The organism is Cellulomonas avistercoris (assembly GCF_014836445.1).
In the GTDB taxonomy this organism is placed as follows: domain Bacteria; phylum Actinomycetota; class Actinomycetes; order Actinomycetales; family Cellulomonadaceae; genus Cellulomonas; species Cellulomonas avistercoris.
On sequence record NZ_JACSQV010000009.1, the window covers coordinates 22568 to 47516 of the forward strand.

27 protein-coding genes are annotated in these 24949 nt (G+C 74.5%); 4 read left to right on the forward strand and 23 right to left on the reverse strand.

Annotated features, from left to right (window positions below):
• Positions 1–58: 58 nt before the first annotated feature.
• On the reverse strand, positions 59–1507 hold the full coding sequence (locus H9657_RS11375; protein ID WP_318241449.1) for a gamma-aminobutyraldehyde dehydrogenase: 1449 nt from the start codon (positions 1505–1507) through the stop codon (positions 59–61).
• A gap of 218 nt (positions 1508–1725) precedes the next feature.
• On the opposite strand from H9657_RS11375, the gene H9657_RS11380 reads away from it, so the two are divergent.
• Genes H9657_RS11380 through H9657_RS11390 form a run of 3 tightly spaced genes read left to right on the forward strand, consistent with a single transcriptional unit; the run spans position 1726 to position 4942 of the window.
• Entirely contained in the window at positions 1726–2196 is a 471-nt protein-coding gene (locus H9657_RS11380) for an Lrp/AsnC family transcriptional regulator (protein ID WP_191783467.1), read from the forward strand.
• Complete coding sequence (locus tag H9657_RS11385; protein ID WP_191783469.1) at positions 2193–3569, forward strand: aspartate aminotransferase family protein; 1377 nt, start codon at positions 2193–2195, stop codon at positions 3567–3569. The genes H9657_RS11380 and H9657_RS11385 overlap by 4 nt, the downstream gene beginning before the upstream one ends.
• Positions 3570–3580: 11 nt before the next feature.
• Positions 3581–4942 carry an NAD(P)/FAD-dependent oxidoreductase gene (locus tag H9657_RS11390; RefSeq protein WP_318241450.1) on the forward strand — a complete coding sequence of 454 codons (1362 nt, stop codon included), beginning with the start codon at positions 3581–3583 and terminating at the stop codon, positions 4940–4942.
• A gap of 43 nt (positions 4943–4985) precedes the next feature.
• On the opposite strand, the gene dxr is transcribed toward H9657_RS11390, so the two are convergent.
• From dxr to rpsB, 8 genes are all read right to left on the reverse strand, one after another.
• Complete coding sequence (gene dxr, locus H9657_RS11395; protein ID WP_191783471.1) at positions 4986–6140, reverse strand: 1-deoxy-D-xylulose-5-phosphate reductoisomerase; 1155 nt, start codon at positions 6138–6140, stop codon at positions 4986–4988.
• A gap of 31 nt (positions 6141–6171) precedes the next feature.
• Positions 6172–6726: a DivIVA domain-containing protein gene (locus H9657_RS11400; RefSeq protein ID WP_191783473.1), complete on the reverse strand. Its 555-nt coding sequence runs from the start codon at positions 6724–6726 to the stop codon at positions 6172–6174.
• Positions 6723–7853: a 23S rRNA (adenine(2503)-C(2))-methyltransferase RlmN gene (gene rlmN, locus H9657_RS11405; protein ID WP_191783475.1), complete on the reverse strand. Its 1131-nt coding sequence runs from the start codon at positions 7851–7853 to the stop codon at positions 6723–6725. The genes H9657_RS11400 and rlmN overlap by 4 nt, the downstream gene beginning before the upstream one ends.
• A gap of 33 nt (positions 7854–7886) precedes the next feature.
• Positions 7887–8729 carry a phosphatidate cytidylyltransferase gene (locus tag H9657_RS11410; protein WP_191783477.1) on the reverse strand — a complete coding sequence of 281 codons (843 nt, stop codon included), beginning with the start codon at positions 8727–8729 and terminating at the stop codon, positions 7887–7889.
• Entirely contained in the window at positions 8729–9286 is a 558-nt protein-coding gene (gene frr / locus H9657_RS11415) for a ribosome recycling factor (RefSeq protein WP_191783479.1), read from the reverse strand. The genes H9657_RS11410 and frr overlap by 1 nt, the downstream gene beginning before the upstream one ends.
• A 63-nt stretch (positions 9287–9349) precedes the next feature.
• Positions 9350–10105, reverse strand: coding sequence for a UMP kinase (gene pyrH / locus H9657_RS11420; protein ID WP_191783481.1), 756 nt, complete (start codon positions 10103–10105; stop codon positions 9350–9352).
• A 135-nt stretch (positions 10106–10240) separates the two neighbouring features.
• Positions 10241–11086 carry a translation elongation factor Ts gene (gene tsf, locus H9657_RS11425; RefSeq protein WP_191783483.1) on the reverse strand — a complete coding sequence of 282 codons (846 nt, stop codon included), beginning with the start codon at positions 11084–11086 and terminating at the stop codon, positions 10241–10243.
• A gap of 114 nt (positions 11087–11200) precedes the next feature.
• Positions 11201–12238 (reverse strand): 30S ribosomal protein S2, encoded by a 1038-nt coding sequence (rpsB, locus tag H9657_RS11430; RefSeq protein WP_191783485.1) that lies wholly within the window; start codon positions 12236–12238, stop codon positions 11201–11203.
• A gap of 452 nt (positions 12239–12690) precedes the next feature.
• Here rpsB and H9657_RS19705 point away from each other — a divergent pair, with 452 nt between their 5' ends.
• The gene (locus tag H9657_RS19705) at positions 12691–13245 is read left to right on the forward strand and encodes a murein hydrolase activator EnvC family protein (protein WP_191783487.1); all 555 of its coding nucleotides are present in this window, start codon (positions 12691–12693) and stop codon (positions 13243–13245) included.
• A 26-nt stretch (positions 13246–13271) separates the two neighbouring features.
• Here the strand turns inward: H9657_RS19705 and H9657_RS11440 are convergent, their stop codons facing one another.
• From H9657_RS11440 to H9657_RS11505, 14 genes are all read right to left on the reverse strand, one after another.
• Entirely contained in the window at positions 13272–14201 is a 930-nt protein-coding gene (locus tag H9657_RS11440) for a FliA/WhiG family RNA polymerase sigma factor (protein WP_263598905.1), read from the reverse strand.
• Between the two features lie 80 nt (positions 14202–14281).
• On the reverse strand, positions 14282–15214 hold the full coding sequence (locus H9657_RS11445) for a tyrosine-type recombinase/integrase (RefSeq protein WP_318241451.1): 933 nt from the start codon (positions 15212–15214) through the stop codon (positions 14282–14284).
• A gap of 137 nt (positions 15215–15351) precedes the next feature.
• On the reverse strand, positions 15352–16566 hold the full coding sequence (dprA, locus tag H9657_RS11450; protein WP_191783493.1) for a DNA-processing protein DprA: 1215 nt from the start codon (positions 16564–16566) through the stop codon (positions 15352–15354).
• Positions 16563–18080 (reverse strand): YifB family Mg chelatase-like AAA ATPase, encoded by a 1518-nt coding sequence (locus tag H9657_RS11455; protein ID WP_191783495.1) that lies wholly within the window; start codon positions 18078–18080, stop codon positions 16563–16565. Before H9657_RS11455 ends, dprA begins: the two co-directional genes overlap by 4 nt.
• Positions 18081–18437 carry a YraN family protein gene (locus H9657_RS11460; protein ID WP_191783497.1) on the reverse strand — a complete coding sequence of 119 codons (357 nt, stop codon included), beginning with the start codon at positions 18435–18437 and terminating at the stop codon, positions 18081–18083.
• A gap of 161 nt (positions 18438–18598) precedes the next feature.
• Positions 18599–18922, reverse strand: a complete 324-nt coding sequence (locus H9657_RS11465; RefSeq protein ID WP_191783499.1) for a DUF2469 domain-containing protein — start codon at positions 18920–18922, stop codon at positions 18599–18601.
• A 25-nt stretch (positions 18923–18947) separates the two neighbouring features.
• Positions 18948–19772, reverse strand: coding sequence for a ribonuclease HII (locus tag H9657_RS11470; protein WP_191783501.1), 825 nt, complete (start codon positions 19770–19772; stop codon positions 18948–18950).
• On the reverse strand, positions 19769–20656 hold the full coding sequence (gene lepB, locus H9657_RS11475) for a signal peptidase I (protein WP_318241452.1): 888 nt from the start codon (positions 20654–20656) through the stop codon (positions 19769–19771). The genes H9657_RS11470 and lepB overlap by 4 nt, the downstream gene beginning before the upstream one ends.
• A gap of 181 nt (positions 20657–20837) precedes the next feature.
• Positions 20838–21203, reverse strand: coding sequence for a 50S ribosomal protein L19 (gene rplS / locus H9657_RS11480; RefSeq protein ID WP_191783503.1), 366 nt, complete (start codon positions 21201–21203; stop codon positions 20838–20840).
• Between the two features lie 238 nt (positions 21204–21441).
• Positions 21442–22242, reverse strand: coding sequence for a tRNA (guanosine(37)-N1)-methyltransferase TrmD (trmD, locus tag H9657_RS11485; protein WP_191783506.1), 801 nt, complete (start codon positions 22240–22242; stop codon positions 21442–21444).
• 1 nt (position 22243) lies between these two features.
• On the reverse strand, positions 22244–22807 hold the full coding sequence (gene rimM, locus H9657_RS11490) for a ribosome maturation factor RimM (protein WP_191783508.1): 564 nt from the start codon (positions 22805–22807) through the stop codon (positions 22244–22246).
• Positions 22808–22885: 78 nt separating this feature from the next.
• Positions 22886–23125: an RNA-binding protein gene (locus H9657_RS11495; RefSeq protein WP_191783510.1), complete on the reverse strand. Its 240-nt coding sequence runs from the start codon at positions 23123–23125 to the stop codon at positions 22886–22888.
• Positions 23125–23556: a 30S ribosomal protein S16 gene (gene rpsP, locus H9657_RS11500; RefSeq protein ID WP_191783513.1), complete on the reverse strand. Its 432-nt coding sequence runs from the start codon at positions 23554–23556 to the stop codon at positions 23125–23127. The genes H9657_RS11495 and rpsP overlap by 1 nt, the downstream gene beginning before the upstream one ends.
• A 179-nt stretch (positions 23557–23735) precedes the next feature.
• Complete coding sequence (locus H9657_RS11505) at positions 23736–24824, reverse strand: amidohydrolase family protein (protein ID WP_191783515.1); 1089 nt, start codon at positions 24822–24824, stop codon at positions 23736–23738.
• Between the last annotated feature and the right edge of the window lie 125 nt (positions 24825–24949).

Below are 24949 nucleotides of genomic sequence, written 5' to 3' on the forward strand. Positions count from 1 at the left end.
CGTGACCCAGCAAGATGACAGTGCCGACCACGGAACGGAACGCCCCCTTTCGTCCGGATCACGCCTGCGTGCCGAAGGCGGACATCACGTGCTTGATCCGCGTGTACTCCTCGAGGCCGTACAGCGACAGGTCCTTGCCGTGGCCCGAGTGCTTGAAGCCGCCGTGCGGCATCTCGGCGACGAACGGCAGGTGCGTGTTGATCCACACGACACCGGCGTCGAGGGCGCGCGACACCCGCAGCGCGCGCGCGTGGTCCGTGGTCCACACCGACGACGACAGGCCGTACCTGACGTCGTTGGCCAACCGGACGGCCTCGTCCTCGTCCGCGAACGTCTGGACCGTGACCACGGGCCCGAAGATCTCGTCCTGGACCGCCTCGTCTGCCTGCCGCAGGCCGTCGACGACCGTCGCCTCCAGGAAGTACCCGGGCCCGGCCGGGCGCGTCCCCCCGGTGACGACCCGCGCGTGACCGGGCAGCCGCTCGAGGAACCCCGTGACGCGCTCGAGCTGAGCAGCGTTGTTCACGGGCCCGAACGCGACCCCCGGGTCGTCGGGCGGACCCGTGCGGCGGGCGGCCGCCGCCGCCGCGAGCGCGTCGACGAGGTCGCGGTGCACGCGCTCGTGCACCAGGACGCGCGTCGCCGCCGTGCAGTCCTGCCCCGCGTTGTAGTACCCGGCCTCCGCGATGCCGTCGGCCGCCGCCGCGACGTCGGCGTCGTCGAACACGACGACGGGCGCCTTGCCCCCGAGCTCGAGGTGCACGCGCTTGAGACCGTCCGCCGCCGCGCGGGCGACCTCGGTCCCCGCGCGCACCGACCCCGTGATCGCGACCATGGCCGGACGGGGGTGCGCGACCAGCGCACGGCCGGTGTCACGGTCGCCGCACACGACGTTGAGCACGCCGGGCGGCAGGACCTGCGTCGCCAGCTGCGCGAGCCGCACGGTCGTCACCGGCGTCGTCTCGGACGGCTTGAGCACGATCGTGTTGCCTGCCGCGAGCGCGGGGGCGATCTTCCAGACGGCCATCATCAGCGGGTAGTTCCAGGGCGTGACCTGCCCGACGACGCCGACGGGCTCACGGCGCAGCCACGACGTGTGCCCCTCGAGGTACTCGCCGGCCGACAGCCCGGTGAGCACGCGCGCGGCCCCGGCGAAGAACCGCAGCTGGTCGACGCACGGCGGGATCTCGTCGGTCGCCGTGAGGTGCAGCGGCTTGCCGGTGTTGCGCGACTCGGCCGCGACGAGCTCGTCGGCGTGCGCCTCGACGAGGTCGGCCAGGCCCAGCAGCGCGGCCTGGCGCTCCGCGGGCGTCGTGCGTCGCCAGCCCTGCGCGGCACGGTCGGCGGCGGCGTACGCGGCGTCGACGTCCTGCGGTCCGCTGCGGGGCGCGCGCGCGTACTCCTGCCCGGTGCTCGGGTCGACCACGGCCGTCGTGGCACCCTCGCGCGTCGGCGCGTCCCGGCCGTCGACGACGTTGGCGAGCTCGATCAGCGAGGTGTCGGCCACGGTCCCCCCTCCTGGCGTCCCGGCGGCGGGACGCCGACCTGCGCCGGTGCGGTGCCGGAACGCTAGCGGGACGACCCCCGCGACCGGAAGACGTGCGCACGGGCGGATCGTCGGATTCGTCGCCGCGCGCGCACGTGGCCGCGGATCCGTGCGCCGCGGGCGGATCCGCCGGCGGAATCGCTTGCCGTGGCACGCCACGGCGCGTCACGATCGGCACCATGACCCAGCGGGACCGCAGCAACGTCGCGCTCGACGCGGCGGCCAAGGGCATCATCGAGCAGCTGCAGGAGGACGGGCGACGGCCCTACGCGACCATCGGCAAGGCCGTGGGGCTCTCGGAGGCGGCGGTGCGTCAGCGCGTGCAGCGTCTGCAGGAGTCGGGCGTCATCCAGATCGTCGCCGTCACCGACCCGCTCCAGGTGGGGTTCCGTCGCCAGGCGATGATCGGCATCCGTGCGGACGGCGACCTGAGCGAGCTCGCCGACCTGGTCGCCACGGTCCCCGAGGTCGACTACGTCGTCGTCACCGCCGGGTCGTTCGACCTGCTGGTGGAGGTCGTGTGCGAGGACGACGAGCACCTGCTCGGCGTCCTCAACCGCGCGATCCGCGTCCTGCCGGGGGTCCGCAGCACCGAGACGTTCGTCTACCTGCGCCTGCACAAGCAGCTCTACAACTGGGGAACCCGATGACCACCACGCCCCGCGGCACCGACCGTCAGGCAGCCGCCCGTGACCACCTGTGGGGCCACTTCACGCGGCAGAGCGCCTGGGAGCACGGCGTCCCGACGATCGTGCGCGGCGAGGGCCACCACCTCTGGGACGCCGACGGCCACCGGCTGATCGACGGCCTGTCGGGGCTCTTCGTGGTCCAGCTCGGGCACGGGCGCGAGGAGCTCGCCCTGGCGGCCGCGGCGCAGGCCCGCGAGCTGGCGTTCTTCCCGATCTGGTCGTACGCCCACCCGCAGGCGATCGACCTGGCGGAGCGGCTGGCGTCCTACGCACCGGGCGACCTCAACCGGGTCTTCTTCACGACGGGCGGCGGCGAGGCCGTCGAGACGGCCTGGAAGCTCGCGAAGCAGTACTGGAGGCTCCGGGGCCGCCCCGGCAAGCACAAGGTGGTCTCGCGCGCCGTGGCTTACCACGGGACGACGCAGGGCGCGCTGTCGATCACGGGACTGCCCGAGCTCAAGGCACCGTTCGAGCCGCTGGTCCCCGGCGCGCACAAGGTGCCGAACACGAACGCGTACCGCGCTCCCGAGCACCTGCGCGACGACCCCAAGGCGTTCGGTCGCTGGGCGGCCGACCGCATCGGCGAGGCCATCGAGTTCGAGGGGCCGGACACGGTCGCCGCCGTGTTCCTCGAGCCCGTGCAGAACGCGGGCGGGTGCTTCCCTCCCCCGCCGGGGTACTTCGAGCGCGTCCGCGAGATCTGCGACGAGCACGACGTGCTGCTCGTCTCCGACGAGGTGATCTGCGCCTTCGGGCGCATCGGGTCGATGTTCGCGTGCGACGACGTCGGCTACGTGCCCGACATGATCACGTGCGCCAAGGGCATGACCTCGGGCTACTCCCCCATCGGCGCGTGCCTCGTGTCCGACCGCGTGTTCGAGCCGTTCGCGACCGGCACGACGAGCTTCGCGCACGGCTACACCTTCGGCGGGCACCCCGTGTCCGCGGCGGTCGCCATGGCGAACCTCGACCTGTTCGAGTCCGAAGGCGTCCTCGACCACGTGCGCACGAACGCGCCCGTCCTGCGCTCGACGCTCGAGCGCCTGCTCGACCTGCCGATCGTCGGCGACGTCCGCGGCGAGGGCTACTTCTACGGGATCGAGCTGGTCAAGGACGCCACGACGCGCGAGACGTTCGACGACGAGGAGTCCGAGCGGCTCCTGCGGGGCTTCCTGACGCCCGCGCTGTACGAGGCCGGCCTGTACTGCCGCGCCGACGACCGCGGCGACCCGGTGGTGCAGCTCGCACCGCCGCTCACGTGCGGGCCGGCGCAGTTCGACGAGATCGAGCAGATCCTGCGCGGGGTGCTGACCGACGCCTGGGCGCGGCTGTGACGATCGCGGACGTGTCCCTGTGGTGGGAGCAGGTCGTGGCGGACGACCCCGACGCCGCCCGCGCCCGTCCGCCGCTGGACGGCGACACCACCGCCGACGTCGTGGTGGTGGGGGGCGGCTACAGCGGACTGTGGACCGCGTACTACCTGCTCGAGGCCGACCCGTCCCTCGACGTGCTCGTGCTCGACGCCGAGGTGGTGGGCTTCGGCGCCAGCGGCCGCAACGGCGGCTGGTGCTCGGCGCTGTTCCCTGTCGGGCCCGACGCGCTCGCGCGCCGCCACGGGCCGGACGCGGCGCACGCCATGCGCGCCGCGCTGCGCGACACGGTCGTCGAGGTCGGCGGCGTCACGGCGGCCGAGCAGATCGACTGCGACTTCCGCTTCGGCGGCACGGTGACGCTCGCACGCACGTCGCCGCAGGTGGACCGGGTGGCCGCGCACGTGGCCGAGGCGGGCCGGTGGGGCGACGAGGAGCACCTGCTCGACGCCGACGGGGTGGCGGCCCACGTGCGCGCGTCGGGTGTGCTCGCCGGTTCGTGGACGCCCGACTGCGCGAGCGTCCAGCCGGCCCGGCTGGTCCGGGGCCTGGCGGGCGTCGTCGAGCAGCGGGGCGCGCGCATCGCCGAGGGCACGACCGTGCGGCGCATCTCGCCCCGCGCCGTCGTGACCGACCGCGGCACCGCCCGCTGCCGGTGGGTCGTGCGGGCCACCGAGGCGTGGACGGCGCAGCAGGCGCCCACCCGGCGCGCCGTCGCGCCGGTGTACTCCCTCATGATCGCCACCGAGCCGCTGCCCGCGGACGTGTGGGACCGGATCGGTCTCGACCGCGGCCAGACGTTCGCCGACGCGCGTCACCTCGTCGTCTACGGGCAGCGCACCGCCGACGACCGCCTCGCGTTCGGGGGACGCGGGGCGCCGTACCACGCGGGGTCGCGCATCGAGCCCGCCTACGACCGGGTGCCGCACGTGCACGAGCACCTGCGCCGCGCGCTGGTCGACCTCTTCCCCGCGGTGGCAGGGTTCGAGGTGACCCACACATGGGGTGGGCCGCTGGCCGTCCCGCGCGACTGGCACCCGTCGGTCGGGTTCGACCCCGACACCGGGATCGGCTGGGCGGGCGGCTACGTGGGCGACGGGGTCGCCGCGTCGAACCTCGCCGGTCGGACCCTGGCGGACCTCGTGACCGGTGCGGACACCCCGCTGACCCGGCTGCCGTGGGTCGGGCACCGCTCACCCGCGTGGGAGCCCGAGCCCCTGCGCTGGGCCGGGATCACCGCCGCCCGGTGGGCCGCCGCGTGGTCGGACCGCACCGAGCGACGCACGGGTCGCAGCAGCCGCGCGGCCGATGCGCTGGCGCCCCTGCTCGGCGGGTGACCGCGCGGACGGCGAGGCACCCGGTGGCGTCGGCAGCGTGCGGTCAGCCGGCTGCGAGCACCTCGTGCGCGCGTGCGCGCGCCCACGTCTCGGCGTCGAGGACCGCCTCGAGCGTGAGGGCGTCGGGCGGCGTGCCGACGTGCTCCGCCAGCACGCGGTCCACCGTCGCGACGATCTGCCCGAAGCCGATCCGACCCGCCAGGAACGCCCCGACGCACTCCTCGTTGGCCGCGTTGTAGACGGCCGGGTGCGTCGCCGAGGCCGCGGCCGCCGTGCGCGCCAGGGCCACGGCGGGGAACACGTCCTCGTCGAGCGGCTCGAAGGTCCACGACGTCGCGGTCGACCAGTCGCACGCACGCGCCGCACCGGGCACGCGGTCCGGCCAGGCCAGGCCCAGCGCGATCGGCAGCCGCATGTCCGGCGGCGACGCCTGCGCGATCGTCGAGCCGTCGACGAACTCGACCATCGAGTGCACGACCGACTGCGGGTGCACGACGACGGCGATCCGCTCGACCGGGATGCCGAACAGGAGATGGGCCTCGATGAGCTCGAGGCCCTTGTTCATGAGGCTGGCGGAGTTGACCGTGACGACCGGCCCCATCGACCACGTCGGGTGCGCCAGCGCCTGCTGCGGCGTGGCCGCGCGCACCTGCTCGGCCGACCAGCCGCGGAAGGGACCTCCCGACGCGGTCAGCACCAGCCGCTGGACCTCGTGGTCGTGGCCCGATCGCAGCGCCTGCGCGATCGCCGAGTGCTCGGAGTCGACGGGCACGATCTGCCCGGGCCGGACCGCCGCGGCGTGCACGAGCGCACCGCCGACCACCAGCGACTCCTTGTTGGCGAGCGCCAGCGTGCTGCCCGCGCGCAGCGCGGCGAGCGTCGGGAGCAGGCCCACCGAGCCGGTGATCCCGTTCAGCACGACGTCGGCACCCGACGCCGCGAGCTCCGCGGAGGCGTCCGGTCCGTCCAGCACGCGGGTGCCCGGCAGCGCGTCGCGCACGATCGCCGCGACCGCGGGATCGGCGACCGCCACCACGGGGACCGCGTGCGCCCGGGCCTGTGCCACGAGCAGCTCGACGTTCCCGCCGCCCGCCGACAGGCCCGCGACCGTGAAGCTGTCCGGCCGCGTCGCCATGATCTCCAGCGCCTGCGTGCCGATCGAGCCGGTCGACCCGAGCACGACGACCGACCGGCTCACGGCCGGCTCCGGTGGTCCGTGCCCCACGTGCTCACTCGACGCCGAGCAGGACCTCGACCGCGCGCGCGACGAACGCGTCGACCGGGCCCTCCGCGTAGCCGTTGCGGCCGTTGCGGCGCCGGAACGTGGTGGCACGCACCTCGCCCGCCGTCAGCGGCGCGCCCGTGTCGAAGTAGGCGACGAGCCGGTGGCACAGCTCGTCCACGTCGGCGGGCTCGTAGCCGGGCTTGCGCCCCTCGGGCGGCGCGAAACGGTCGCCGTCGGGGCGGCCGAGGCGCCCGTAGAGCGTGCGGGCCTGCGCGCCGAGGTGCGCCATCCACGCCTCCTGGCCGCGCTCGGTGACGAACTGCGCGCGGTGCCGCGCGACGAACGCGGCCTCGAGCCGGTCGAGCGCGGCGTCCACCGCGGCCGTCACGTAGCCCCCGCGCACGAGGTCGAACGCCACCTGGCGCACGTCCGCACCGGAGATCGCGGTCGCGGGTCCCTGCTCGTAGACGGAGCGTGCGTGCGAGAAGAACTCGTCGACCTCGTCGGGGTCGTACCCACGCCGGAGCCCGGACACCGTGCGGAACATGCCGTCGCTCACTCGTCCTCCTCCGCCGCGAGCTGGCCGCAGGCGCCGTCGATGTCGCTGCCCCGGGTGTCCCGGATCGTGGTCGGGATGCCGTGCGCGCGCAAGCGTGCCACGAACTCGCGCTCGACCTGCGGATCGCTCGCCGTCCAGCGCGAACCCGGTGTCGGGTTCAGCGGGATCGGGTTGCAGTGCACCCACCCGGCGCCGCCGCGCGCGAGGAGCTTCTCCCCCAGCAGGTCCGCGCGCCACGCGTGGTCGTTGACGTCCCGGATCAGCGCGTACTCGATGGACACCCGACGACCGGTGGCGTCGAAGTACCGGCGGGCGGAGTCGAGCGCCTCGTCGACGCTCCAGCGGGTGTTCACCGGGACGAGCTCGCTGCGCAGCTCGTCGTCGGGTGCGTGCAGCGACAGCGCGAGCGTCACCGGGATCCCCTCGCCGGCGAGCTTGTCCATCGCCGGGACGAGCCCCACGGTCGAGACCGTGACGTTGCGCGCGGACAGCCCCAGGCCGTCCGGCGCCGGCGCGACGAGGCGGCGCACGGTCGCCATGACGGACTTGTAGTTGGCGAGCGGCTCGCCCATGCCCATGAAGACGACGTTGCTCAGCCGCGTCGCGCCCCCGGGGACCTCACCGGCCGACAGCGCCCGCGCAGCCTGGCGCACCTGCTCGACGATCTCCGCCGTCGAGAGGTTGCGCAGCAGACCCATCTTCCCGGTCGCGCAGAACGAGCAGGCCAGGCCGCAGCCCGCCTGGGACGACACGCACAGCGTGGTGCGGTTCGCGTAGCGCATGAGCACCGACTCGACCTTGGCGCCGTCGAACAGGTGGTACAGCGTCTTGACCGTCGTGCCGTGGTCGGCCGTCAGCGTGCGGCTCGTGGTGAGCAGCTCGGGGAACAGGTCGGCGACGAGCACGTCCCGGCTCGCCTTCGGCAGGTCGGTCATCGCCTCGGCGTCGGCCGTCAGGTGCGTGAAGTAGTGCGTCGCGAGCTGCTTGGCGCGGAACGGCTTCTCGCCGAGCGCCGTGACGGCCTCGACGCGCTCGTCGGGCGTCAGGTCGACGAAGTGGCGCGGCGGCTTGCCGCGCGCACCGCGCGAGGTCGCGGTGAGCTGGAGACGTACGGGGGTGGCGTTCACGGTCGGCGCCCTCCTTCTGGTGGTGAGGGGCGGTCAGCCTGCGGGCGGCTGCAGGACGGTGAGCAGCACCCACACGGTCGGAGCCGTCAGCAGGAGCGAGTCGAGACGGTCGAGCACGCCGCCGTGGCCGGGCAGCAGGCGGCCCATGTCCTTGAGCTCGAGGTCCCGCTTGATCATGGACTCGGCGAGGTCGCCGAGCGTGGCGCTCACGACGACGCCCACGCCGAGCAGCGCACCCACGAGGGGTTCGCCCTGGAACACCGTCTGGACGCCGACGACACCGACGACGCTCGTGAGCACGAGGGAGCCGAACAGCCCTTCCCAGGACTTCTTGGGGCTGACGGAGGGCGCGAGCGGATGGCGCCCGAGCAGCGTCCCGACGACGTAGCCGCCGGTGTCGCACGCGACCGCCAGGAGCACGAAGAGCGCGACGCGCGCGGGCCCGTCCGGCTCGGCCAGCAGCAGCATGACGAACCCGCCGAGGAACGGCAGGTAGGCGGCCGCGAAGGTGGCCGCCGACGCGTCGCGCAGCGCCGCCTCGCCGCTGCCGTCCAGGACGCGCCACACGACGGCACCGCCCACGGTCAGCAGGAACGCGACGAACAGCGCCTCGGTCCCCGCGACGTACGCGGACACCAGGATCCCCGCCGAGCCGACGATCAGCGGCACGAGGGGCAGGTGGATCGCCCGCCGGCCGAATGCCTGCGCGAGCTCCCACATCGCGGCCGCCACGGCCAGCACGGCGAAGGCGGCGAACGCCTCCTTGCGGATGAAGAGCGAGGCGCCGACGACTCCGAGCAGCACGACGCCGACCGTCACCGCGGCCGGGAGGTCCCGGCCCGCGCCGGTCTTGCGGGGTGCGGCGAGCTGCGTCATCAGACCTCGAGGAGCTCGCTCTCCTTGGAGGCGAGCAGCTGGTCGACGAGCTCGACGTGCTTCTTCGTCAGCGCCTCGAGCTCCTTCTCTGCGCGTGCGACCTCGTCCTCGCCCGCCTCGCCGTCCTTGGCGATGCGGTCGAGCTCCTCCTTGGCCCGGCGGCGCACGGAGCGCACCGAGATGCGGGCGTCCTCGGCCTTGGTCTTGGCGAGCTTGACGAAGTCCTTGCGACGCTCGGCCGTCAGGGCCGGGAGCACGACGCGCACGACGTTGCCGTCGTTCGTGGGGTTGACCCCCAGGTCGGAGTCGCGCAGCGCCTTCTCGATCGCCGTGGTCGACGACTTGTCGAACGGCGAGACGAGGATCGTGCGGGCCTCGACGACGTTGAACGAGGCCAGCTGCTGCAGGGGCGTCGGCGCACCGTAGTAGTCGACGAACACCTTCGCGAACATCGCGGCGTTCGCACGTCCCGTGCGGATCGCGGAGAAGTCCTCCTTCGCGACGCCCACGGCCTTGTCCATCTTCTCCTCGGCCTCGAGAAGTGTGTCGTCGATCACCGGTGCTCCTTCGTCTGGGTCGTGGACATGGGCGTGCGGGCGGCGGGGCCGCCTGCGCGGTGCTCAGCTCGCGGTGACGAGCGTCCCGATCTTCTCACCCTCGAGCGCCCGCGTGACGTTGCCGGTCTCCTCGAGGCCGAAGACGCGCATCGGCACGTCGTTGTCGCGGCACAGGCTCAGGGCCGACGTGTCCATCACGCCGAGCTCGCCGACGATCGCCTCGGTGTACGTCAGGTGGTCGAGCTTGCGGGCGTCGGGGTCGAGACGCGGGTCCGCGGTGTAGACGCCGTCCACGCCGTTCTTCGCCATGAGCACCTCGTGGCAGTGCGTCTCGAGGGCACGCTGGACGGCGACCGTGTCGGTCGAGAAGTAGGGCATGCCCGCGCCGGCGCCGAAGATGACGACGCGGCCCTTCTCGAGGTGACGGATCGCGCGCAGCGGGATGTACGGCTCGGCGACCTGACCCATCGCGATGGCGGTCTGCACGCGCGTGCTGACGCCGGCCTGCTCGAGGAAGTCCTGCAGCGCGAGGCAGTTCATCACCGTGCCGAGCATCCCCATGTAGTCGGCCCGGGCGCGGTCCATGCCGCTGACCTGGAGCTCGACGCCACGGAAGAAGTTCCCACCGCCGACGACGATCGCGACCTGGACGCCGCTGTCGACCGCCGCACCGATCTCCTTCGCGATCCGACGGACCACGGGGATCGCCAGGCCGACGGCGCCTCCGCCGAAGCTCTCGCCGGAGAGCTTGAGCAGGACGCGTCGTGCCCCGTCCGGCGTGCCCCTGTGCGACACCTGCGGCGACGGCTGCTGGCTCACGTGTTCTCCACCTCGCTCGTGCGCCGCGTGGCGCGTGGCCGCTGGATGGCTGCGGGTCGTCCGGCGGACCGCGGACTCCCGGTGCGGCGGTGGCCCCGACCCTCGCGGGCCGGGGCCACCGTCGTCGTCACGCGGTCAGGCTCCGACGCGGTAGCGCACGAAGCCCGTGACGGTGCCGCCGACCTCGGCGAGCACCTGGGCGACCGACTTCTTGTTGTCCTTCGCGAAGGCCTGGTCCAGCAGGACGGCGTCCTTGAAGAACCCGTTGAGGCGACCCTCGACGATCTTCGGCAGCGCGCCCTCGGGCTTGCCCTCGTTGCGGGCCGTCTCCTCGGCGATGCGGCGCTCGTTCTCCACGACGTCCGCCGGGACCTCGTCGCGCGACAGGTACGACGGCGAGAAGGCGGCGACGTGCGTCGCGATGTCGCGGGCGACCGCGGCACCGGCCTGGTCGGTCGCGATCAGGACGCCGACCTGCGGCGGGAGGTCCTTGTTGACCTTGTGCAGGTAGACCTCGACGTGCTCACCCGCGAGGCGGGCCACGCGGCGCACGACGACCTTCTCGCCCAGCGTCGCGGCCGTCTCGTCGACGACCGTCTGCACGGGCGTGCCGTCCGACTCGGCGGCGAGGAGCGCGTCGGCGTCGGCCGCGCCAGAGGCGACGGCGGCGGCCAGGACCCGCTCCGCGAGCGAGATGAAGGTCTGGTTCTTCGCGACGAAGTCCGTCTCGGAGTTGATCTCGACGAGCACGCCCGTCTGACCCTCACCGTCGGCGGTGGGGCCGACGTGCGCCGCGACCAGGCCGTCGGAGGCCGCGCGACCCTCGCGCTTGCCGACGCCCTTGAGGCCCTTGACGCGGATGATCTCGAGGGCCTTGTCGGCGTCGCCGTCGGCCTCCTCGAGCGCCTTCTTCACGTCCATCATGCCCGCGCCGGTCCGCTCGCGCAGCGCCTTGATGTCTGCCAGCGAGTAGTTCGCCATCAGTGGTGTCCGTCCTCGAGTTCTCGTCATGCCGACGTCCTCGGCATGCCGGGTGCGGCGCGTCGCCGCGCCGCACCCGTGGGTCGAGCCGGGCGCCCGCGCGGGCGCAGGGCGTCAGGCCTGCTCGGTGCCCTCGGCCTCGGCGGGGGCCTCGACGACCGGGGCCTCCTCGGCGGCGGGCTCGGCAGCCTCGACGGCTGCCTCCTCGCGTGCCTCGGCCGCGGCGGCGGCCTCGACGGCCGGAGCGGCGTCCTGGCCGGGGACCACGGCGGTCTCGTCGGGACCGGCGGTCCCGGGAGCGACCTCGGCGTCACCGGCCTGCTCGGCGGCGGCCTCGACGGCTGCCGGCGCGAGCGCCGGGTCCTGCAGACCGGCCTCGGCACCGGCGAGGAGCTCGCGCTCCCACTCGGCGAGCGGCTCGGCGGCGGCCTCGCCGCCCTGCGCTGCGGCGTTGCCGCCCGAGTGGCGCTTGAGCGTGCCGTCGGCGACCGCGTCGGCGATCACGCGGGTGAGCAGCTGGACGGCGCGGATCGCGTCGTCGTTGCCCGGGATCGGGTAGTCGACGACGTCGGGGTCGCAGTTGGTGTCGAGGATCGCGACGACCGGGATGCCGAGCTTGCGCGCCTCGTTGACGGCGAGGTGCTCCTTGTTCGTGTCGACGATCCACACGGCCGAGGGGACCTTGGCCATGTCACGGATGCCGCCGAGCGTCTTGGTGAGCTTGTCCTTCTCGCGACGCAGGACGAGCAGCTCCTTCTTCGTCAGCGAGGAGCCCGCGACGTCGTCGAAGTCGACCTGCTCCAGCTCCTTGAGGCGCTGCAGACGCTTGTGCACGGTCGAGAAGTTGGTGAGCATGCCACCCAGCCAGCGCTGGTTGACGTAGGGCATCCCGACGCGGGCGGCCTGCTCCGCGACCGGCTCCTGCGCCTGCTTCTTCGTGCCGACGAACAGGATCGACCCACCGTGCGCGACGGTCTGGGAGACGAACTCGTACGCGCGGTCGATGTAGGACAGCGACTGCTGCAGGTCGACGATGTAGATGCCGTTGCGCTCGGTGAAGATGAAGCGCTTCATCTTGGGGTTCCAGCGCCGGGTCTGGTGCCCGAAGTGGACACCGCTCTCGAGCAGCTGGCGCATGGTCACGACGGCCATGGCACGTCCTTCCGGCGCGCACCGCGAGGCGCGCGCACTCCTGCGGACCCGCGAGGGGCCGCGATCTCGGTTGTCGGCACGACCGGTGGTCGTGCCCCTGGTGCCACACAGCGCCCGCACCGGGCACAGGGCCCGGACCACAGCGGACGATGTCCCGCCGTCACCGTCCGGTCCGCGCGGTCCCTGCCCACCCGAGGGCGGAGCGCGGGACGCGCAGCATCGACGACGACGACCGGGGTCGTGGCACGCGAATTCGATCGGCAGAGGCCGGTCGTGTGAGCAGTCTAGCCCACCGGTGCGAGGGCCCGGAACGCACGGGGACGCGGCACGCGGGGGCGCCACCACGCCACCCCGGCGCGGCGACCCGACCCCAGGCGCCCGCCGCCGACCGTCCCTCCCCAGTCGGCCGCCCCTCGGCCCCACGGCTGGGCGCGGCCTCGCACGATGGGCCGGTGCGCTCCCCCACCCGCTCTGCCGCCGCCGTACCGGGCGCCCTGCGCCGGGGCCTCGTGCTGGGTGCCGCGCTCGCGCTCGGGACGGGCTTGACGTGGCCGGGAACGAGCCCTGCGCTCCCGGACGTCGCGGCCGCCGTCGCCTACCGCCCACCCCTGGACGAGCCCGTGCAGCTGCTGCGCGGGTTCGACCCGCCGCCGCGGCCGTGGCTCGCCGGGCACCGCGGCGTCGACCTCGTCACGACCCCCGGGGCGACGGTGAGGGCGCCCGCGGCCGGCGTGGTGACGTTCGCGGGCGCGGTCGCCGGACGCGGCGTCGTGTCGGTCCTGCACGACGACGGGCGTCGCAGCAGCCTCGAACCCGTGGGAGACCCGGTCGGCGCCGGCACCCGTGTGGTCGCAGGGGACCCGCTGGGCACGGTCGACGGGCCGGTGCACGACGGGGCGCTCGGGGTCCCCGCGCTCCACTGGGGCGTGCGTGAGGGTGACACCTACGTCGACCCCTGGGCGCTGCTCCCCGGCCGCGGACCGGTCGTGCTGCTCCCGCTCCCGTGAGCCTCCGCAGGTCTCTGCAGAGCGGGTCAGGCGTGCTCGGCGTCCCGCAGCCGCGTGCGCAGGCGACCCATGGCCGCCGTGTGGATCTGCGAGATGCGCGACTCGGTGACGCCCAGGACCCGACCGATCTCCGCGAGCGTCATGCTCTCGTAGTAGTAGAGGACGACGACGAGGCGCTCGCGCTCCCCCAGGCACTCGATCGCGCGCGAGAGCAGGTACTTCGTCTCCTGCGCCTCGACCGACCCGGCCGGGTCGTCGGCGCGGCGGTCGCCCAGGGTGTCGGCGAGCGTCGCCGCACCCGGGCGGTCGTCGCTCCCGGCGAGCAGCTCGTCGAGCGCCGCGATGTTGACGGACGCGAGCTGGGAGTACACGGCACGGAGCTCGCCGACGGGCAGCTCGAGCCGCTGCGCGACCTCGGCCTCGGTCGGCGCACGGTGCAACGACGACTCCAGCTCGCCGTAGGCGCGGTCCACCGCACGGGCCTTGGTGCGCACGGAGCGCGGCACCCAGTCCATCGCCCGCAGCTCGTCGATGATCGCGCCGCGGATCCGCGACGACGCGTACGACTCGAACTTCACCGCACGGTCGGTGCGGTACTTCTCGATCGCGTCGATGAGGCCGAACATCCCGTAGGAGACCAGGTCGGCGTGCTCGACGGTCGACGGCAGGCGCATGCCGATCCGCCCCGCGACCGCCATGACGAGGGGCACGTAGTTGAGGATCAGCAGCTCGCGCGCCTCGGCGCAGTGCGTCGTCGTGAAGCGGTCCCAGGCGGCGTCGACCGGTGAGCGCGTCGCGACGACCTCGTCGGCAGGTGCGGCAGCCGTGAGCGCCGGCTCGTCGGCCGGTGCCGTCCGCTGCTGCGGGATGACGCCGGCGGGGGCGGTCCCGGGACGGTAGCCACGCAGCGCGCTGGGAGCGCCAGGACCGGCGAGGGCTTCGTGCAGTGCCGTCATCGTCGGCTCCGTATCTGTGCTGGTGCTGCCGGTGGTCAGGCGAGGGGAAGGGGCCCCGCCCCGGGTGGTGGTCATGGTCGTCAGGCCCGCGGGTGGGCGAGCTCGAAGGCCGAGCGCAGACGCTCGGCCGAGACGTGGGTGTAGCGCTGCGTCGTCGACAGGCTCGCGTGGCCGAGGATCTCCTGCACCGTGCGCAGGTCCGACCCTCCCTCGAGCAGGTGCGTCGCGGCCGTGTGCCGCAGCGCGTGGGGTGCGACGTCGTCGACACCGACGAGCGTGGCCAGCTCGTGGACCACCGTGCGCACCTGCCGCTGGTCGATGCGGCCACCGCGCCGACCCAGCAGGAGGGCACCGCGCGCACCGTCGCGCGCCAGGCGCGGACGCCCGGTCTGCAACCACGTACGCACGGCGCGCGACGCCGGCCGCCCGAAGGGCACGACACGCTGCTTGTCGCCCTTGCCGACGACCCGCAGGGTCAGCTCGTCCAGGTCCAGGTCGTCGACGTCGGCGCTGCAGAGCTCACCGACGCGCACACCGGTCGCATACAGGAGCTCGACGGCCGCCCAGTCGCGCACGTGGACGGGATCGCCGTCGGCGGCGCGATCGCGCGCCGCGTCGAGCAGCCGCGTGACGGGCTCGACGGCCAGGACCGTCGGGAGCGAGCCCGCGGCGCGCGCGGTGCCCAGACGCAGGGTCGGGTCCGTGGCGACACGGCTCGTGTGGGTGGCCCACTTGAAGAACGTCCGGGCGGCCGCCGCCCGGCGGGCGAGCGTCGCGCGGCTCAGGTCGGCGTTCGCCATCGCGGCGAGCCAGCCTCGCAGAACGGCGATGTCGATCTCGTCCACGCGGGTGACGCCGTGGCGCACCGCGTGGTTCAGCAGGTGGTCCACGTCGCCGAGATAGGCGCGGACGGTGTGCTCCGAGACGCCGCGCTGGGCGCGCAGGTGAAGGGCGAAATCGCTGCACAGAAGGGCCCGGTGGGGCGCCCCTGTGGTGATCTCCGCCATGTGCATCTCCCTAAGGTGACGTGCACCACCCGGATCGACAAGGCTCGTTCAGCACCGGGCCCGAATGCACTGCACGGATTGGTGGACAATGTCCGTTCCTCCGGAGTGGATTCCCACGAAAGCCGCTTTTTTTCACCCCTTCGCTACTCATGTCCGTCGGTGACCACCCAGCCGGCGGCAACGCGTCGCGCGAGGCCTTCGAGCTCGAGGAGACCGAGCATCGCACGCGCCTCGGCGAGGGTCGCGCCGGCACGCGCGGCGACCTGCTCGACGTCGCGTGCGGTCCGCCGTGACAGGGCGTCGTGCACGCGGCGCGCCGGCGGCTCGAGCCCGTCGGTCGCCCGGGTGACCTCCGGACGGGGTGGTGGTGCGAGGTCCGCACCCACGGTGCCGGCCAGCTCGGCCACCTCGTCGGCGTCGGTGACGCACACGGCGACCCCGTCGCGCAGCAGCCGGTGGCACCCCGCCGACGCGGCCGACGTGACGGGGCCGGGCACCGCACCGACCGGGCGCAGCAGGCGGGCCGCGTGGTGCGCCGTGCTCGCCGCACCCGACCGCCACGCCGCCTCGACCACGACGGTCGCGTGCGAGACAGCCGCGATCAGCCGGTTGCGCTGCAGGAAGCGTCCCCGGCTGGGTGTGGACCCGGGCGGCACCTCGCTGACCAGGCTCCCGCCTGTGCGCACCACCTCCTCGAGGAGCGACGCGTTGCCGACCGGGTACGCGCGGTCCACGCCGCCGGCGAGCACCACGTGGGTCATTCCCCCGCCCAGCAGGGCACCCCGGTGCGCCGCCGCGTCGATGCCGTAGGCACCCCCGGAGACCACGACCCAGCCCCGGCGCGCGAGCTCGACCGCGAGATCGACCGTCACGCGCTCGCCGTAGGTCGTGCTGGCTCGCGCACCGACGAGCGCCACGGACCTGGCGGCCGTCGGCGGTCCGCCGCGGACCCACAGCGCGAAGGGCGCCAGAGCGCCCAGGTCGTCGAGGCCGCGCGGCCACGCGGGGTCGCCGGGGACGACGAGCCGCGCCCCGCAGCGGGACGCGGCGGCACGGTCCCGCTCGGGGTCGAGCGACCGCCACCGGGGCGCCCACCGCCGGACCGCCGTCTCGACCCGCCGCCGCAGCGCCCCGTCGAGCTCGCCGGCCGTCTCCTCGAGCCGTGACCAGTCGACGCGCCCGGTCGCCACGGCGTCGGCCGTCCAGGCCAGCGACGCGGACGCGCCGCACGCCTGGACCAGCGCCCCGGCCACGGCGTCGCCGGGCTCCGCCAGGGCGCTCCACACCGCCCTGGCGTGCCGGTCGCCCTCGCGACCGTCGCTGTCGCCGCGCTGCCCCGGAGGGTGGGTCGCGCTCATGCCCCGTGCCCCCGGGTCCGCAGCACGAGGGCGTGCGCGACGTCGTGACGGTGCGGGGCGGCACGGCCCGCGAGGTCGGCGACCGTCCACGCGACCCGCAGCACCCGGTCGGCGCCCCGCAGGCTCAGGGTGCCGCGGTCCACCGCGCGCTCCAGGTCGGCCACCAGCGGCCGGTCGGCGCCGAGCCGCGCGTGCAGGGCGCGGCCCGGCACCTCGGCGTTGCTGCGCCACCCCGTGCCGTGCCAGCGCTCACGCTGGGCCGCGCGCGCCGCGACGACACGACCGGCGACCGTCGCGGTGCACTCGCCGGGCACGTCCCCCGCGCGGGCCGCCGGCACCTCGAGCTGCAGGTCGACGCGGTCGAGCAGCGGACCCGACAGCTTGCCGAAGTACCGCCGTCGCTGCTCCGGACGGCACGTGCACGCCAGCCCCTTGCCGACCGCGTGCCCGCACGGGCACGGGTTGGCGGCGAGGACGAGCTGGAAGCGCGCCGGGTAGCGCGCCGTGCCGGCGGCACGGTGCAGCACCAGCTCACCGTGCTCGAGCGGCTGCCGCAGCGTCTGCAGCACGGCCGAGGTGAACTCGGGAGCCTCGTCGAGGAACAGCACGCCCCGGTGCGCGCGGGACGCCGCCCCCGGCCGCGGCAGCCCGGACCCGCCACCGACGATGCTCGCGGGCGTCGCCGTGTGGTGCGGGTCCTCGAACGGAGGTCGACGCACCAGCCCGCCCCCCGGGTCGAACGTGCCCGCCACCGAGTGCACCGCGGTCACCTCGACCGCATCGGCCTCGTCGAGGTCCGGCAGGAGCCCGGGCAGCCGCGCCGCGAGCATCGTCTTGCCGGCACCGGGTGGCCCCACCATCAGGAGGTGGTGGCCGCCCGCTGCGGCGACCTCCAGCCCGTAGCGCGCCTCGTCCTGCCCCAGCACGTCGGACAGGTCGGGGTCGCTGCGCACCGCCACCGTGGACACGACGTCCCGCACCGGCTCGACGTCCGGCACCTCGATGTCGGCCCCGTGGTGCACCGCGACCTGCGCGAGGCTGTCGGCGGCCAGCACCTGCGCGCCCGGCACCAGCCGCGCCTCGGCGACGTTGCCACGCGGCACGACGACCCGCGGGTGCCCGGCGGCGACCGCCGCCGCGACGGACGGCAGCACCCCCCGCACCGGGCGCAGGCGCCCGTCGAGCCCCAGCTCGCCCAGGTGGACCCAGCCCGCCACGGACGCCACGTCCACGAGCCCCGCGCCCGCCAGCGTGGCGACGGCGACCGCCAGGTCGAACGAGGAACCGGTCTTCGGCAGGGTCGCCGGTGAGAGGTTGACCGTGATGCGGCGCGTCGGCCAGGCCAGCCCGGACGACGTCACCGCAGCCCGAACGCGGTCACGCGCCTCGGCCAGCGACGCGTCGGGCAGCCCGACCAGCGTGAACGCCGGCAGCGACGGCGCGAGGTGCGACTCGACGTCCACGAGGTGCCCGACGAGCCCGACGAGCGCGACGGCGCGGGTGCGCCCGAGCACTCAGACCACCCCGACGAGGTGCTCGACGCGCGCCGCACCCTGCCGCTGCACGAGCACGGCGATGACGTCGACCCGGACCGACCGGGCCCGGACGTCGTGCTCGCTCAGCCACCGCGCGGTGAGCCGGCGCACCCGCGCGAGCTTGCGGTGCGTGACCGCCTCGGCCGGGTGTCCGTAGGCGGTCGAGCGCCGCGTCTTCACCTCGATCGCGACGACCTCGTCCCCGTCGAGCGCGACGATGTCGAGCTCGCCCTCCGGGCACCGCCAGTTGCGGGCGAGCACCGTCCATCCCGCCTGCGTGACGAATGCCGTCGCCACGTCCTCCCCGTACCGTCCGACCGCGTCCTTCGCCCGCACGTCGACCACCTCCGGCACCGACCCTGCCCGGAGGCGTCGGGCAGCGGGCGGTGCGGCGCCGGACCGGTGGACGGGCGGTGCGCGGGAGGGGGCTGGGGGCGGCTCGAGCACCGCCGCGGACCGGACCGCGGTGGGCGTCCGCGGTGGCGTCCGCGCAGCCGTCAGCCGGTGAAGCCGGTCCCCGAGCCGAGGTCCAGCTCCGCCTTGGCGAGCTCCTCGACGTTGACGTCCTTGAACGTCACGACCCGGACCGACTTCACGAACCGCGCCGAGCGGTACACGTCCCACACCCAGGCGTCGACGAGCGAGAGCTCGAAGTAGACCTCGCCCGCGGCGGACCGGACCTGCAGGTCCACGTGGTTCGCGAGGTAGAACCGTCGCTCGGTCTCGACGACGTACGAGAAGAGCCCGACCACGTCGCGGTACTCGCGGTAGAGCGCGAGCTCCATGTCGGTCTCGTAGTTCTCCAGGTCCTCGGCGCTCACGCGACCATCATCCCCCATCGCGCCGTCACGACGGTCCGTGCGGTCCCGGGTCCGGCAGCAGGGGGTCCGTCGCCCAGCCGTGCCCGCTGCTCGGGACCGGTGGCTCCTGCAGGGTCGGGAGCCGCCAGGACCGGCGGTGCAGAGGGCTCGGGCCGTGCTCCCGGAGGGCGGCGACGTGCTCGGGCGCCGCATAGCCCTTGTTGTCCTCCCAGCGGTACTCGGGGTGCAGCGCGGCGTGTCGCACCATGAGCGCGTCGCGCTCGCACTTGGCCAGCACGCTGGCGGCCGCGACGCTCGCGCACGACCGGTCGGCCTTGACCCTGAGGTGCACGACCGGGACGGGCACGTCGCGCGGCGGGTCGAACAGCTCGTCCTGCGTGCCGAACAGGTCGGGCTGCGGCGGGGTGAGCCAGTCGTGCGACCCGTCGAGGACGACCGCGTCGACGTGCTCGACGACCGTGAGGACCTCGCGCAGCGCACGTGTCCCCGCCAGGCGCAGCGCCGCGATGATGCCGCGCTCGTCGATCTCGTCGGGCGAGGCGTGCCCCACGGCGCGCGCGACGCCCCAGCGGCCGAGCGAGGGCAGCAGCGCCTGGCGCGCGGCGGGGCTCAGCAGCTTGGAGTCCGCGACGCCGCGCGGGGCCGACCGTGTCGCGACGTCGACGACCACGACGCCCACGGAGACGGGACCGGCCAGCGACCCGCGCCCCACCTCGTCCATGCCGGCGACGTAGCGCAGCCCGGTGCGCAGCAGCGCGCGCTCGTGGCGCAGGTGCGGAGCGGGCCGCGGGGCACGACGCACCGTCCGCCCGGACGCCCGGGCGGCGGTCTCGGTACCCGCCGTCGTCATCCCGCGTCGGGCACGTCGGCGAACGTCGCGGACGGGTTGCGCAGCAGCGTGAACCGGTCGACCGGCCACACGGTCACGAACGCGACACCGACGACGTTGTCGACGGGCACGGACCCGCCGCCGGCCTTGCCCATGTTGAACCGCGAGTCCGCCGACTGCTGCCGGTTGTCGCCCATGACCCACAGCGAGTTCGGCGGGACGACGATGTCGAACTCCTTCTCGCTCGGCTGCGAGCCGGGCGCCAGGTACGGCTCGTCGATCGGGACGCCGTTGACGGTGATGGGCTCCCCCGGGCCGACGCACGCGACGTGGTCGCCGGGCAGCCCGATGACGCGCTTGACGAGGTGCTCCCCGGCGTCCTGCGGCAGCAGGCCGATGAACGTCAGGCCCTCGTTGACGGCCTCGGCCACGGGCCCTCGCGGAGCCTCGATCGCGGGCGGGAGCCACCCGCCCGGGTCCTTGAACACCACGACGTCGCCGCGCTCGAGGTCGAACGGGCCGGGCGTGAGCTTGCTGACCAGGATCCGGTCGTTCTTCACGAGCGTCATCTCCATCGACTGCGACGGGATGAAGAACGCCTGCACGAGGAACGTCTTGACGACGAGCGACAGGACCAGCGCGCTGACGAGGATGATCGCGGTCTCGCGCACCCACGACCACGCCGTGGCGGGACGCCGGCGCACGGCGTCGCGGTCGCGGTGCGGCGTGGCCGCGTCGTCCCCCCCGGCCGCCTCGTCCCGCGAGCGGGACGACCAGTCCTGACCCGCACCGCCACCGTGGGCGCCCGTGGGCGTCCACAGGGGGCGCGCGGCGGTCGGGGGCGTGTCGGCGGGACGGCTCGACGACGACAGCGGCCCCGTGGCGTCGGATCGGAACTCGGTCACCGACACACTCTGGCACGGACCCGCGCCGGACGGGTCCCTCGGCCACGTCGCGAGACCTGCCAGGACGTCACCTGGACGCCCGCCGTGCCGCCGCCCGGGGACGACGACGGGCGGCCACCCGAGGGTGACCGCCCGTCGCGACGTGCCGTGGGCGCGCGCGCCCAGGACCGGGAAGCGCTGGTCAGCGCTTCTTGGCCGGAGCGTTCTCGCGCTTCTCCTTGATCTTCGCCTTCTTGCCGCGCAGCGAGCGCAGGTAGTACAGCTTCGCGCGGCGCACGTCACCGCGGGTGACGACCTCGATCGTGTCGATCGACGGCGTGTGCAGCGGGAAGGTCCGCTCGACGCCGACGGCGAAGCTGATCTTGCGGATCGTGAAGGTCTCGCGCACGCCGGCACCCTGGCGGGCGATGACGACACCCTGGAAGGCCTGGATGCGCGAGCGGTTGCCCTCGACGACCTTCACGTTGACCTTGAGGGTGTCACCGGGGCGGAAGTCCGGGTGGTCCTGCCGCAGCGATGCTGCGTCGATAGCGTCGAGCGTCTGCATGTCGTGTCGCTTCCCCGCCCTGCCGCAGGTCAGGTACGTGATCGACGGGCGCACGCGCTGCCGGGGCAGGGCACGAGCCCGTGGTTCGGGTCTGTCGGTCCGGACCGGGGCCCCGGCGGATGCCGGTCCGGTCCACGCGTCACGAGCGCTCTCCCCTGCGGCAGAGAGGCGGCGGACGCACACCGAGGAGACAGTCTGCCACAGCGGCCCTCACCCGACCCAATCCGACCGGCGGACCTCAGCCCTCGACGGGTCCCGCGTCGGCGCCCGGCTCCGCGCGCAGCCGACCGTCCACGAGCCGCCACCCGCACGCGGCGAGGACCTCGAGGTCGTGCCGGTCCCACTCCCCCGCGTCGAGCGCCTCGAGGAGGTCGGGGCGGCGCGCGGCGGTCCGGCGCAGCGCCTCGTCGCGCCGCCAGCGGGCGATGCGGGCGTGGTGCCCGGAGAGCAGGACCTCGGGGACGTCGTGCCCCTGCCACGAGGGAGGCTTCGTGTAGACCGGGTACTCGAGGAGGCCGGCCGCGCCGTGGGACTCCTCCACGAGCGACGCGGGGTTGCCCACGACGCCGGGCAGGAGACGGGCGACGGCCTCGACGACGACCAGCGCCGCGACCTCGCCGCCGTTCAGGACGTAGTCACCGAGCGACACCTCGGTGACGCGGGTGCGCGCGGCGTAGTGCTCCACGACGCGGGAGTCGATCCCCTCGTACCGTCCGCACGCGAGGACCAGGTGCTGCTCGGTGGCCCACGTCTCGGCGGTGCGCTGCGTGAAGGGCGCGCCGGCGGGCGACGGGACGAGCAGGTGCGCCTCGGGCGTCAGCACGTCGTCGAGCGCCCGGCCCCAGACGTCCGGTCGCATGACCATGCCGGCGCCGCCCCCGAAGGGCGTGTCGTCGACCGTGCGGTGGCGGTCGTCGGTCCACGTGCGCAGGTCGTGGACCCGCAGGTCCAGCAGACCCGACGTGCGGGCCTTGCCGACCAGCGACAGCTCGAGCGGTGCGAGGTACTCCGGGAAGATCGTGACGACGTCGATGCGCACGTCAGACCTCGTCGGGCGTCGTGCCGCGGGTCTCGTCGCTGACCACGAGGTTCTCGGCGTCGGCGGCGAGGAGCCCACCGGGCGGGTCCAGCACGACACGCGAGCCCGCGACGTCGACGACGGGCACGATGGCCTCGACGAACGGCACGAGCGTCCGCGCGCCGTCGGGCTCGCGCAGGACGAGCACGTCGTGCGCCGGCAGGTGCTCGAGGCCCACGACCTCCCCCAGGAGCCGCCCGTCGGCGACGTGCTCGGCACGTAGGCCGACCAGCTCGTGCGGGTACCAGCCGTCGTCGTCGTGCGGCTCGTCGTCGGACTCGACCACCAGCGCGACGCCGCGCAGCGCCTCGGCGCCCTCGCGGTCGGACGCCTGCTCGAACGTGGCGTACCACCGGCCCTGCGCGTCGCGCACCTGCGCGACCACGAGGGGCCCGGCGGCCGCGGGCTCGGTGGCGAAGCGGGCGCCCACGACCAGACGCTCCTGCGGCGCATCGGTGCGCACGTCCAGCGCGACCTCCCCGCGCAAACCGTGGGGACGCCCGATCCGGGCGACGGTCAGCAGCATGTCACTCCCTCCCCCGACGTGTCGGGGACGACGACGGCCCGGGCCCGCGTCGAGGGACCGGGCCGTCGGTGTCTGCGGTCAGCGCCGGTCGACGTCGACCACGTCGACGCGCACGGCACCGTCGGGCGACAGCGCCCCGACCACCGTGCGCAGCGCGCGAGCGGTCCGGCCGCCACGCCCGATGACGCGCCCGAGGTCCTCGGGGTGCACACGCACCTCGAGCATCTCCCCCCGGCGCAGCGACGACGAGCGCACGTGCACGTCGTCCGGGTGGTCGACGATGCCGCGCACCAGGTGCTCGAGCGCGTCGGCGAGCATCAGGCCTGCTCGTCCTCGGCGGGAGCAGCCTGCTCGGCGGGCTCCTGCGCGGCGGCAGCCTTCTTCTCCGACGCCTTCGCCTTGACCTTCTCGGCGTCCAGCGCGGCAGCCTCGACGGCGGCCTTCGGGTCGACCTTGGGCTCCTTGACACGCAGGGTGCCCTCGGTGCCGGGGAGGCCCTTGAACTTCTGCCAGTCACCGGTGATCTTGAGCAGCACCTGCACCTGCTCGGTCGGCTGGGCGCCGACGCCCAGCCAGTACTGCGCCCGCTCCGAGGTGATCTCGATGAGGGACGGCTCCTCGGTCGGGTGGTACTTGCCGATCTCCTCGATCACACGACCGTCGCGCTTGGTGCGCGAGTCGGCGACGACGATGCGGTAGTACGGCGCGCGGATCTTGCCCAGGCGCTTGAGACGGATCTTCGTTGCCACGAGGTGGTGTTCTCCTGATGTCTGCTGGGGTGGCCAGGCGGTGCGACCCGTGGGGGTGGGCGCGCCGGTCCGGCCGGAGGACACGGGCACCGAGCAGGTAGAGGGGCTGCGCGGACCGAGTACAGCCGACCATTCTGCCAGACGCGGCGTGCTCGCCCAAACGGCCGGGCGCAGGTGCGTCAGCGGACCCGGACGCCCCGCAGCACGACGGCCCTCGGACCGGCCAGCGCGCCGACGTCGACGCGCGGGTCGGTGCCGTACACGACGACGTCCGCGCTCTCGCCCTCGGCGATGCCGGGCACGCCCAGCCAGGCGCGGGCACGCCACGAGGCGGCGGCCACCACGTCGTGCGCGGGGATCCCGGCGCGGACCATCTCGGCCGCCTCGTCCGCGACGTGGCCGTGTGCGATCGTCCCGCCGGCGTCGGTCCCCACGAGCACGGGGACGCCCGCGTCGTGCAGGTCGCGCACGTGGTCGTACCGGCGGGCGTGCATCGCGCGCATGCGCGCGGCGAAGCGCGGGTAGCGGGCCTCGCCCTGCGCCGCGATGGCCTCGAACTGCCCGACCTGCAGGAGCGTCGCGGTCACCGGGACGCCCGCGGCCGCGATGCGGGCGATCTGCTCGGGCGTGGCACCGGTCGCGTGCTCGAGGCCGTCCACGCCGGCGTCGAGCAGGTCGTCGATCGCCTCGTGGCTGAAGGTGTGCGCGGTGACGCGCGCACCCGCGGCGTGCGCGACGGCGACGGCCTCGGCCAGGACGTCGGCCGGCCACAGCGGGCGCAGGTCCCCGTCCGCCCCGAGGTCACGGTCGATCCAGTCGGCGACGAGCTTGACCCAGCCGTCGCCCCGCGCGGCCTCCTCGCGCACGGCCTGCGGCAGCTGCGACGGGTCGGTGAGCTCGCGGCCGTAGTGGCGCAGGTAGCGCTTGGTGAGCGCGAGGTGGTGACCGGCGCGCAGCAGCCGCGGCAGGTCGGCGCGGCCGTCGACCCAGCGGGTGTCGGCGGGCGACCCGGCGTCCCGCACGAGCAGCACGCCGGAGTCCCGGTCGGCCCGGGCCTGGGCCTCGGCCGTCGCGGGGTCCACCGCACCGTCGGCGGCGAGCCCGATGTGGCAGTGCACGTCGACGAGCCCCGGCAGCACCCAGCCCTCGAGCACGGCCTCAGCCGGCGAGACGGGCTGCTCGAGCGTGAGCCGGTCCCCGACGATCCAGGCCTCGCCGACCTCCTGGTCGTCGCCGAGGACGACCGTGCCGCGCAGGTGCGTGATCACGCGGGTCAGCGGCCCTTGAAGAGGTCACCCAGGCCCGCGGGCAGCTCCGCCGGGTCGAACGGGGCGTCGGGGGGCGGGGCCGCGGCCCCCCCGCCCCCCCCCCCGCCCCCCCCCCCCGCGGCGGG